Genomic DNA, 10,876 nt, shown 5'->3' with positions numbered 1-10,876 from the left:
TGTGGAGGAGGTAGGAAAATTATTAATATACGCAGGCGTATTTTTAGCAATTGTAGGAGTTTTTGTAATCGGTATATCAAAATTGGGGAGCTCCATACCTATTGGAAAACTTCCTGGTGATATATACATAAAGAGGGAAAACTTTGTCTTCTATTTTCCCCTTGGAACAAGCATTCTTATTAGTTTGATTTTTTTCTTTTCTTACTTTTGTTCTATTTCTATTAATGAGGAAATAAGTTATGAAAACTTTGTTATTACTACTTTTTCTTTTACTTCTTCCGATAAAAACCTATTCAGCAGTAATAGAAAAAATAGAAATTATCGGTTTGAAATGGACTAAAGAAAAATTTGTAAGAAGAGAACTTCTCTTTAAGGAAGGAGATAATTTTTCTAAGGAAAAATTAAAAAACTCTATAAGAAACCTTTTAAATACTCATCTTTTTTACAAAATTACTCCAGAAGTTAAAGAAAAAGATGGGAAAGTTACAGTAGTGCTGAAAACAAAAGAGAGATTTCCCATTGTTCCAATTCCCAAATTTCGGGCAAAGACTAATAGAGCTTTTAAAACAGGTATTGAAATTAGAGACTATAACTTCAGAGGGATGGGAAATCATATCTTTCTTGGTCTAACAAAGTGGTTTAAAAATGAACATAGTGAAAGAAATTTTTATATAAATAGTATGTTTTACAGAATAATAAAAGATAGAATAGATGTTGGTATTACTTTAAACTTCTTTAACAGTTATAACAATGTATTTACAAAAGACAACAAGGTTCTTGGAAACTACGACTTAAAAAGTTTTAAGGCCAATGTTTATATGATTGAATATTTAGATTTAGAAAAAATTCGTAGACTGATGCTCAGTTTTAGACCAGAAATAAACAAGTACTCTAACTGGATAGAAAGTACAAATCAATACTATTTAAGTTTGGGTTTTACTGTAGATAAAACTACAGATATGGTTTATTACACAGAAGGTAGTTTTTACTCTTTCTATATTGATTTTGCAGAACCTAACCTGTCAACAGTTTTTACAGGTAGTTTGATTGGCACATATAGCAATTCTCTAAAAAGAGGAAATATCAACACTCTTTCCTTTGGAGGATCAGTAGGAACGAAAATAGGATACTCTGGAAATGGATTTCTTTTAGATTCAGGTATTCCGGGATATGTTTCAGATAAAGTTAAAGGAAAGAGATTTTTTAATTTTAAGATTTTCTATAGATTAGCACTTATTAACAAGACTGTTTTCATAAAACCTACAATTGCTGGAGGAGACGCTTTTAGTAATATTCCTGATAACTTTCTCATAAGTCCGGGATTTGAAGTGGAAGCTTTCTGGGCAAGACTTGTAGATGGTATCATTAGGTTTAAAATTTTTAAGGGTATTGGTAGTGGAAGTGATGTTCAAACTTCTTTAAAACTTGGCTTTAGGTGGTAATATGAGAGTTTCTGTAGTTCAGTTTAAACCTACACTGGGGAATGTAGAGCTAAACATTGAGAAAACAATAAATTTTGTAAAAGCTGCTTTAAAAGAAGGAGCAAATTTATGTCTCTTTCCTGAATTATCCCTAACAGGTTACTATCTTCAAGATTTAACCTTTGAAGTAGCCTTTACTATAGACGATAAAAGGTTATTGCCTCTTTTAGAACTCAGCAGAAAAATAGGAATTATTGTGGGTCTAATAGAAGAAGACGAGAATCATGTTTTTTACAATTCTGCTTTCTACTTAAAGGATGGAGAAATTAAACATATTCACAGAAAAGTATATCTTCCTACTTATGGAATGTTTGATGAAGGAAGATTTGTTGGATATGGAAAAAGAGTTAGTTCATTTGAAACTGGATTTGGAAAGGGAAGCATTTTAATCTGCGAGGATCTATGGCACTTTTCAAATCTTTATCTTGCATTCCTCCAAGGGACAAAGTTCATCTTTGCTCAGTCTTCAAGTCCTGGAAGAGGATACAGAGAAGAAAACATGTTTGGAAATGCAGAAGTATGGAAGAACATGGGAGAATTCTATTCGAGAATGATGGGAAGTTATTTCTTTTACTCAAATAGAGTTGGTGTTGAAGATGGATTTGTCTTTTCAGGAAAATCATTTGTTGCTGACCCTTATGGCAACATAATTGCAGAAGCTTCAAGCTTTGAAGAAGAAATCTTGACAGTTGAAATCAATTATTCACTTATAAAATCTGCTCGCATTAATCTTCCTCTCTTAAGAGACGAAAGACCTGAAATTGTGTTAGAAAACTTACGGAGAATCCTCAATGAAGGATAAACTAAAAGAATTTTTAAAAATAAAAGACAAAACTTTTATAAGAGATGTTTTGACTTTCTTTATAAGAGAAGAATTTCATAAGGTCGGTTTCAAAAAAGCAGTCGTAGGTATATCCGGTGGTGTTGATTCTGCTCTTTCTGCATTTCTTGGAGTTATGGCTCTTGGAAAGGAGAACATTATTGGAATCTCTATGCCATATAGAACAAGTTCCAACTCTTCAATAGAAGATGCAAGACTTGTAGCAAATACTTTAGGAATAGAATTTCACGAAATAGATATAACTCCTCAAGTAGATTCTTATTATGAGATGTTTCCCGATGCTGATAACGTAAGGCGCGGTAATAAGATGGCAAGAGAAAGAATGAGTATTCTCTATGATTTTGCACATTGGAAGGGAGCTCTCGTCCTTGGAACTAGTAACAAAAGTGAACTTTTAATAGGTTATTCTACTCGATGGGGTGATGGAGTTCACGATATTAATCCCCTTGGAGATCTTTACAAAACTCAAGTTTGGGAATTGGCTGAATTTGTTGGAGTTCCTGAAAGGATAGTAAAAAAGAAACCTTCTGCAGATCTTTGGCCTGGACAAACTGACGAGGGAGAAATAGGTCTTTCTTATCATCTCTTAGATCAAATTTTAGCTGGCTATGTTGACCTAAGATTGGGAGAGAAAGAACTCATTGAAGCTGGATATGAGAAGAAAGTAGTAAAGAGAGTGCTAAAATTGGTTCAAAATTCTCAGTATAAGAGAAGATTACCTATAATCTGTAAAATTTCTCAAAGAACAGTTGATAAAGATTTCCTCTATCTTAGAGATTGGGGGCTGTAGATGATTTTAGACTTCAAGGAACTAGGAATTTGTGGAGCAAGAGAATTAAAAAAAAGAGGTGCAGATTACGGAGATCTCTTTTTCGAAAAGAGATTTACATTTTCAGCCAAATGTGAAGATAATAGAATAGAAAATGTTTCTTGTGGAATAGAAATAGGAGTGGGAATAAGGTATATAAAAAATTTTAAAACTTACTACGGTTTTACAAATAAACTAACTGAAGAATCCATAAAAGAAGTAATAGAAAATCTTGCTGCTGCTTCCCTTTCAGAAAAAGAAGTTGTTCTAGATTTTAATGTAAGAGAGCAACGCTACTGTCAGTTTGTAAACGGCACAGATTTTGATGTTCCTGTGGAAAAGAAAATAGAGTTGCTTTTAAGAGCGAATGAGGTAGCAAGATCTTACGGAGACAGAGTTAAACAGGTTACGGTTGTTTTAAGAGATTCTTTACAAGAAATTACAATAGTAAACACCAATGGAGATATAGTTGAAGACGTAAGACCAAGAGTAGTCTTCTATACTCTTGTGGTTGCTTCTGATGGAAGAGTTTTACAAACAGGCTACGAGCCAGTAGGACACTTAGGAGACTCTTCTCTTTTTGAAGAGTATCCACCTGAAAAGGTAGCTAAGTTAGCTGCAGAAAGAGCTCTTAAAATGCTCAAAGCAAAACCTGCACCGGCTGGTAAGTTTACAGTTGTAATTTCTTCAAAAGCCGGTGGAACAATGATACATGAAGCTGTAGGACATGGTCTTGAAGCTGATCTTGCTGATCAAAAACTTTCTGTTTATTCTGGAAAAGTCGGCGAACAAGTAGCTTCTGAACTTATAACTGTGATTGACAACGGTTCGATGCCAGGAAAGTATGGTTCTTCTGGATATGATGATGAAGGAGTAGCTACTCAAAAGAACGTGCTTATAGAAAATGGAATTCTTAAATGTTTTATGTACGACTTAACAGAAGCTATGAAATCAGGAAAGTTTCCTACAGGTAACGGTAGAAGGCAATCTTACATGCACGTTCCAATTCCAAGAATGACTAATACCTATATAGCTCCAGGGGAAACAGATCCTGAAGAAATAATAAAAGATACTAAAAAAGGAATTTTCGTAGTTAAAATGGGAGGAGGTCAAGTTAACACTGTAAATGGTGATTTTATATTTGAGGTATCTGAAGGTTATCTGATTGAAAATGGTGAAGTTACAGAACCAATAAGGGGAGTTTCACTCATTGGCAATGGTCCAAAAGTTCTAAAGGAAATAGATGCTGTAGGGAATGACCTTGGGTTTGCTATTGGAACGTGTGGAAAAGATGGCCAGGGAGTACCGGTTTCAGATGGACTTCCTACGATTAGAATTCCAGAAATAACTGTGGGGGGAACAAAGTGAAACTTTTAGCAGTAAAGAACATAGAAATTGAAGGTTTAGGAAGTTTTAAAGAAAGTTTTGAAAGAAGAGGTATAGAAATTCAGGAAATAGAAGCTTCTGAGTTAGAGGATATTAAACATAAAGATTTTGACATCCTTGTTCTTCTTGGTGGTCCTATGGGAGCTTATGAAGAGGAACAGTATCCTTTTCTTAAATATGAAAAAGAACTAATAAGGAGCTTTTACAATTCGGGCAAGAAAATATTAGGAATCTGCTTAGGAGCACAATTGATAGCAAGTTCCTTTGGTGCAAAAGTTTACAAAGGGAAGTTTGGAAAGGAAATAGGCTGGTATCCTATATATCCACAAGATCACTTAGAGATAATTTACAAAGATGCAATAGATGTTTTCCATTGGCATGGAGATACTTTTGATCTTCCCGAAGGTGCCGTTAGAATGGCTTCTTCTGTCATGTACAAAAATCAAGCCTTTAGAATAGGTAATCAAGTTGTTGGACTTCAGTTCCACTTAGAATTAACACCTGAAGATATAAAAAAGTGGATAGAATCTTATAAAGATGAGCTTAAATCAGCTGGTATATCTCCAGAAGAACTAATAGCAAATGACGAAAAATGGAAAAGACTAAGACTCTACTCTGATGTTTTTGTTGAATATTTTCTAAATCTATAACTTGATCTTCCTTTTTTTTAACTTCTTTTTTCTCTTTATTTTTTTCCTTTTAGAATTAGTATTTAATACTTGACATAATGCTAAATTCTAATAAGTTAATTATCAATAATAGAAATGAGAGGTAGGGATATGATAAAGAAGTTATTTCTTACTATAGCACTACTTGTCTTAATAACCTCCTGTGACAGGGAAGAAAATGTTCAGCATGTAGAAATCAAAACGGTTCATGGTGTAAAGGTTTCTAATGTTGAAACAATTAAAATCGAAAAGAAAGATTCTTTTTCTGGAACAGTCATTCCTGACAAACAGATAATGGTTTCTCCAAAAGTTGTAGGTTATTTAAAGGAAATTAAAGTAAAAGTCGGTGATAGAGTAAGAAAGGGAGAAGTCCTTGCTGTAATAGATAGCTCCGAAATTAAACCCGACGTAAAAAAAGCAAAAGCTGCTTTAAAAGAAGTAGAAGCTGCTTTAAGAGAAATAGATAAAGCAGTGGAAGAAGTTAAGGCTTTAAAATCTGCAGCAAAAGCAAACTACAATTTTACTCAAAGAACATACCAAAGGTTTAAAAGACTTTATGAATCTGAAGCTGTATCAAAACAAAAATTTGACGAGATAAAAACTAAACTTGAAGAAGCTAAATCAAAACTTAAAGCTATTGAAGCAAAAGAAGCTCAACTTCTTGAAAAGAAAAAAGGATTGTTAGCTAAAAAGGAACAGGTAAAAGCAGAGCTATCTAAAGCTTCAGCTTTTCTATCTTATACTTATCTTAAATCTCCCATTGATGGAATCGTTCTTAAAAAACTTGTTGATAACGGTAATCTAATCTTTCCCCAAACTTCCGTATTTCAGTTAGGTTCATATCCTCTTAGAGTCCATGCGTTCATCGATAGTTCTTATGCTGGCAAAGTCAAAGTTGGAGAAACTCTTCCTGTAAAGCTAAAAAATAAGGTTATTATGGGAAAAGTAACAGAAGTTGATAAAAGTGCAGATCCTGCATCTCACAAATTCGGCATAAAGGTGGATATAGGCAATCCTAAGGGAGTAATTCCTGGTGATTACGCAGTTGTGGAAATTCCTACTATCAAAGTTTCTGAGATAGTCATACCTATTTCCGCAGTTTATAGAATCGGGGCTATTGAATACGTTTTTGTGATAAAAGATGGAATTGCAAACCTTAGAGTTATTAAAACAGGAAAGAGAATTGGAAACAAGGTTATTGTTCTTTCAGGACTTCATGAAGGAGAAAAAATAGCTGTTTCAGGTGTTGAAAACTTATGTGATGGAGCAAGAGTAGAGGGGTAAAAATGAAAAATCTTGGAATAGCAGGAAATATTGCCAAAAGGTTTATTACATCAAAATTAACACCTCTTTTCCTGTTAGCTTCTATGCTTATAGGATTAGCCTCCATTGTTCTTACTCCAAAAGAAGAAGAACCACAAATTGTTGTGCCTATGGTTGACGTTTTCATTCCTTATCCAGGTGCTTCAGCTAAAGAAGTTGAAAGAAAAGTATCAACAGAGTTTGAAAGACTTATATGGGAAATAAAAGGTATAGACTACGTCTATTCTATATCAAAACCAGGAATGTCTTTAATTATCGCCAGATTTAAAGTTGGCGAAAACATGGAAGATTCTCTTGTAAGACTTTATAACCAGTTAATGTCAAATCTTGACAAACTTCCACCAGGAGCTCTAAAACCTTTAGTCAAGCCTATGGATATTAATGACGTTCCTATAGTTTCTCTTACTCTATGGAGCAACAAAAGAAGTCCTTATGAGCTAAGAGAATTGACAAAGGAGCTATGTCTTCAACTTAAACAAGTAGAAAATGTTTCAAAGACCTGGATAATTGGAGGAGATTCAAAAAGATATAAGATCTTAGTAGATCAAGATAAGTTAAAAAACTACAATCTCTCTCTTCTCCAAATAGTTCAATCTATAAAATCTGCAAATGTAAAACTTTCAGCAGGTAAAATTATAGAAAATAACACTGAGTTCCCCGTTGAAGCAGGAGAATTTATAAAAACTATAGATGATCTAAAGAATCTCGTTGTTACCGTTTATGATGGAAAACCCGTTTATCTTAAAGATGTTGCCAAAGTTGTTAATGCTCCGATAGATCCAGAAAACTATGTTTTTATTGGTTTTGGACCTAATTCCGAGAAAAAAGGTGTAGGAAAAAACTTTATTAAAGAAAACGGGAACCTCTTTCCTGCTGTTACTATTGCCATTGCTAAAAAAAGAGGAACAAATGCTGTTACTGTAGCAAAAGAGATTCTTAATAAATTCGAAGATGTAAAAAAGAAGATATTACCTTCAGATGTCCATGTTACTATCACAAGAAATTACGGAAAAACTGCTCAGGACAAGTTTGATGAGCTTATGTTCCACCTTGGAGTTGCTATTTTCGCAGTTGTTATCTTTATCGGACTTACCCTTGGTATAAAAGAAGCTTTTGTCGTATCAATAGCCATTCCAACAACTCTTGCACTAACACTTTTTGTTGATCTCTTGACGGGGTATACCCTTAACAGAGTTACTCTTTTTGCTTTAATTTTTACCCTTGGTCTTTTAGTTGATGATGCTATTGTAGTAGTTGAAAACATTCATAGACATCTAAAACTTAAAAAATTACCGCCATTACAAGCTGCTATTTATGCTGTAGCGGAAGTTGGAAACCCTACAATTCTTGCAACGTTTACTGTTATTGCAGCTCTTCTCCCTATGGCATTTGTTAGTGGTCTTATGGGTCCTTACATGAGGCCTATTCCTGTTAACGCTTCAATTGCAATGTTCTTCTCTTTAATTGTTGCATTCGTTATATCTCCATGGGCAGCATATTATCTTCTCAGGAAAGAAACAGAAAAAGAGAAGAAAAAATTTGAACTTGAAAAAACTATAACCTACAGAGTTTACAATAAGCTGGTTAGACCTCTTTTAGATTCATCATTAAAAAGATGGGCTTTTCTTTTTGGGGTTTTCCTTTTAATGATTGGATCTGTAATGATGTTCTACACAAAGGCTGTAGTAGTTAAGTTGTTGCCATTTGATAATAAAAGTGAATTTCAGGTAGTAGTTGATATGCCTGAAGGAACTTCGTCAGAAGAAACAGCACGGGTTACAAAAGCTATTGCAGATTACCTATCCAAAATCCCAGAAGTTACGGATTATGAGCTTTATATAGGAACTTCTTCTCCTTTTGATTTCAACGGCCTTGTTAGACACTATTACTTGAGAAAAGGAGGTAACGTAGCCGATATCAGAGTTAATCTTATTGATAAAGGAGAAAGAAAACGACAGTCTCACGATATTGCAAGAGAAGAAAGACCTAAGATTCAAGCCGTTGCACGTTCAGTTAATCCAAAAGCTAACGTTAAAATAGTAGAAGTTCCTCCGGGACCACCTGTTCTTTCAACTTTAGTTGCTGAGATTTATGGAAAAGACGACGACGTAAGACGTAAGATTGCCAAGCAAGTTGCAGAAATATTTAGAAAAACTCCTGGAGTTGTTGATGTAGATACGCTTGTAGATGCAGATCACTATAAATACGAAGTCAAAATAGACAGAGAGAAGGCAAGAAAATCTGGAATAACAGAAGAACAAGTAGTACAAACGGTTAATATAGCCTTGAAGGGAGCTTCTATAAGTGTAGCCCATACAGATTACGATTCTGAAGCAGTTTCTATATTCATCAGACTTCCAAGAAAGCAAAGAGAAGGAATAGATGACATTCTTAACCTTTCTGTACTTAATAAAGAAGGTAATTTGATACCACTAAGAGAGATAGCTACTATAGTAAAAGTTCCTGCCGAGAAAACCATTTACCATAAAAATCTTCACCCTGTTTCTTATGTAATTGGAGATGTAGCTGGAAAGTACGAAGCTCCTATATATCCAATACTTGCAATTAATAAATATCTTTCTGAACATCCATTACCCGAAGGCTACAAGCTTAAATATACCTTTATCCCACCATCTATGCCAAAAGATGACTTTAAACCTATGATGAAGTGGGATGGAGAGTGGCAAATTACATATGAAACATTTAGAGATATGGGAGCAGCTTTTATAGTAGCCTTAATTTTTATCTATCTTCTAATAGTCGGGCAATTTCAATCTTTTATTATTCCAATAATTATTATGATTCCTATTCCTCTAACGATGATAGGTATTATTCCTGGACACTGGTTAATGACAAAACTTCTTGGAAAAACTACCTACTTTACAGCTACTTCTATGATAGGTTTTATTGCTCTCGCTGGTATTGTTGTTAGGAACTCTATTATTCTTATGGATTTTATTTTGATGAAGAAAAGAGAAGGAGCTCCTTTGAAAGATTCAATTATTGAAGCAGGAGCTGTAAGATTTAGACCTATTGTACTTACAGCAGCCGCTGCTATAGTCGGTGCAGCGGTTATTCTTCTTGATCCTATATTCCAAGGATTGGCAGTATCTCTTCTTTTTGGTGTCTTTGCTTCTACTACTTTAACACTTATTGTAATTCCAGTTATTTACTATATGCTGGAAAAGAAAAACTGGGAAAAGACTTAAATTTGTTATAATTTTATTTTAAAGAACAAAATTGGAGGAACTATGAGAAAACTACTAATTGCTACAATAATTTTGAACATTTCCATATCTTCTTTAGCTTTTGCAGGTATCTGTGATAATACAAAACCGGAAGCAGAGTCTAAAAAAGAAACACTTCCTATGAAGTATAAGAAACTTAAAGCAGAAAATGAGAAATTAAAAGAAGAACTTAAAAAGTGCTCCGATGAAAAAGAGGCTATTAAATCTGAAATTTCTTCTCTTGAATCTAACATAGATGAACTTGAAACAACAAAAACAGAACTTGAAAGTAAGTTATCTACTTATCCATCAAAGGAAAACTTACTTTATAAAATTCAGCAACTTAAGGAAGAATTGGGGAGGAAATAATGAAGAAATTAATCGCAGTTTTATCTATAACTCTTATTGCGGGAATTTCCAATGTTCAAGCAGGTTGTCCCAAACCAGTGGAAGAATACATCCTCTACCCTCCGGACTTTGCTTTTTATCCTGAATCCCTCTTTAAAGCTTATAAAGAAGCAAAAGCAGAGCATAAGGAACTCCTTTCAAAGCTTGAAAAGTGCAAAAAAGAATTGGAACTCCTTAAAGCTAAAAAAGCAGAACTTGAGGAACGCTATAGCACTTTAAATACTGAAATTGAGAAACTTAAAAGAGAAATTGCAGAAAGAGAATCCCTTATAGCAGAACTTCAACGACTTGAGAAGCTAAGCCGTAAAAAGGTTAATAAATGTGAAGAACTTATTAGAAAGTGGGAATCACTACCTAAGAGTTACATAGTCAAAAAAGGTGACACTCTTTGGGGAATTGCTGCAAAGGACTTTATCTATGGCGATCCGTGGCAATGGCCTCTTATTTTTAAAGCAAATAGAGATAAAATTAAGAATCCACATCTTATATTTCCTAAGCAAGAGCTTGAAATACCAAGAGATATTAACTGTCAGGATATTATAGAAGCAAGAAGAGAAGCTTTGAAAACACCTCCACCTCCTGGAGTAAAACCAAAGAAAGTAGGTCCTGTTAAAGCTGAAGAAGTACCACAAACTGCTACAGATTATTTCTTGTGCAAAGAACATACAATGTGTAAAAAGTGTAGATAAAGAGGGGATAGAATCTCCCCTTCTTTCTTTTTTTGCTATATTGCT

General features: G+C 34.0%; 10 protein-coding genes. All 10 read left to right on the top strand.

Going from position 1 to position 10,876, the window contains the following annotated elements; all coding sequences use genetic code 11:
* Position 1: 1 nt before the first annotated feature.
* A complete protein-coding gene (locus DESTER_RS03435) occupies positions 2-340 on the top strand; it encodes a DUF2905 domain-containing protein (protein ID WP_083801968.1) in 339 nt (112 codons plus the stop codon).
* Positions 240-1,442, top strand: coding sequence for a POTRA domain-containing protein (locus tag DESTER_RS03430; protein ID WP_013638273.1), 1,203 nt, complete (start codon positions 240-242; stop codon positions 1,440-1,442). Before DESTER_RS03435 ends, DESTER_RS03430 begins: the two co-directional genes overlap by 101 nt.
* A 1-nt stretch (position 1,443) precedes the next feature.
* The gene (locus DESTER_RS03425) at positions 1,444-2,283 is read left to right on the top strand and encodes a nitrilase-related carbon-nitrogen hydrolase (protein WP_013638272.1); all 840 of its coding nucleotides are present in this window, start codon (positions 1,444-1,446) and stop codon (positions 2,281-2,283) included.
* Positions 2,273-3,112, top strand: coding sequence for an NAD+ synthase (locus DESTER_RS03420; protein ID WP_013638271.1), 840 nt, complete (start codon positions 2,273-2,275; stop codon positions 3,110-3,112). Before DESTER_RS03425 ends, DESTER_RS03420 begins: the two co-directional genes overlap by 11 nt.
* Positions 3,113-4,498, top strand: a complete 1,386-nt coding sequence (locus tag DESTER_RS03415) for a TldD/PmbA family protein (RefSeq protein WP_013638270.1) — start codon at positions 3,113-3,115, stop codon at positions 4,496-4,498.
* Complete coding sequence (locus DESTER_RS03410) at positions 4,495-5,166, top strand: GMP synthase (protein ID WP_013638269.1); 672 nt, start codon at positions 4,495-4,497, stop codon at positions 5,164-5,166. The genes DESTER_RS03415 and DESTER_RS03410 overlap by 4 nt, the downstream gene beginning before the upstream one ends.
* A gap of 129 nt (positions 5,167-5,295) precedes the next feature.
* On the top strand, positions 5,296-6,468 hold the full coding sequence (locus tag DESTER_RS03405; protein WP_013638268.1) for an efflux RND transporter periplasmic adaptor subunit: 1,173 nt from the start codon (positions 5,296-5,298) through the stop codon (positions 6,466-6,468).
* A gap of 2 nt (positions 6,469-6,470) precedes the next feature.
* On the top strand, positions 6,471-9,716 hold the full coding sequence (locus DESTER_RS03400; protein WP_013638267.1) for an efflux RND transporter permease subunit: 3,246 nt from the start codon (positions 6,471-6,473) through the stop codon (positions 9,714-9,716).
* Positions 9,717-9,758: 42 nt separating this feature from the next.
* A complete protein-coding gene (locus DESTER_RS03395; RefSeq protein ID WP_013638266.1) occupies positions 9,759-10,103 on the top strand; it encodes a DUF3450 domain-containing protein in 345 nt (114 codons plus the stop codon).
* On the top strand, positions 10,103-10,831 hold the full coding sequence (locus DESTER_RS03390) for a LysM peptidoglycan-binding domain-containing protein (RefSeq protein WP_013638265.1): 729 nt from the start codon (positions 10,103-10,105) through the stop codon (positions 10,829-10,831). Before DESTER_RS03395 ends, DESTER_RS03390 begins: the two co-directional genes overlap by 1 nt.
* Positions 10,832-10,876: the final 45 nt, after the last annotated feature.

The sequence above is a fragment of the Desulfurobacterium thermolithotrophum DSM 11699 genome, assembly GCF_000191045.1.
GTDB classification, from domain to species: Bacteria; Aquificota; Aquificia; order Desulfurobacteriales; family Desulfurobacteriaceae; genus Desulfurobacterium; species Desulfurobacterium thermolithotrophum.
This window is presented reverse-complemented; position numbering and strand designations above follow the sequence as displayed.

Excerpts from the sequence above, each read along its gene's own strand:
- DESTER_RS03430 (WP_013638273.1), top strand. The coding sequence starts at position 240 with ATGAAAACTTTGTTATTACTACTTTTTCTTTTACTTCTTCCGATAAAA.
- DESTER_RS03425 (WP_013638272.1), top strand. The coding sequence starts at position 1,444 with ATGAGAGTTTCTGTAGTTCAGTTTAAACCTACACTGGGGAATGTAGAG.
- DESTER_RS03420 (WP_013638271.1), top strand. The coding sequence starts at position 2,273 with ATGAAGGATAAACTAAAAGAATTTTTAAAAATAAAAGACAAAACTTTT.
- DESTER_RS03415 (WP_013638270.1), top strand. The coding sequence starts at position 3,113 with ATGATTTTAGACTTCAAGGAACTAGGAATTTGTGGAGCAAGAGAATTA.
- DESTER_RS03405 (WP_013638268.1), top strand. The coding sequence starts at position 5,296 with ATGATAAAGAAGTTATTTCTTACTATAGCACTACTTGTCTTAATAACC.
- DESTER_RS03400 (WP_013638267.1), top strand. The coding sequence starts at position 6,471 with ATGAAAAATCTTGGAATAGCAGGAAATATTGCCAAAAGGTTTATTACA.
- DESTER_RS03395 (WP_013638266.1), top strand. The coding sequence starts at position 9,759 with ATGAGAAAACTACTAATTGCTACAATAATTTTGAACATTTCCATATCT.
- DESTER_RS03390 (WP_013638265.1), top strand. The coding sequence starts at position 10,103 with ATGAAGAAATTAATCGCAGTTTTATCTATAACTCTTATTGCGGGAATT.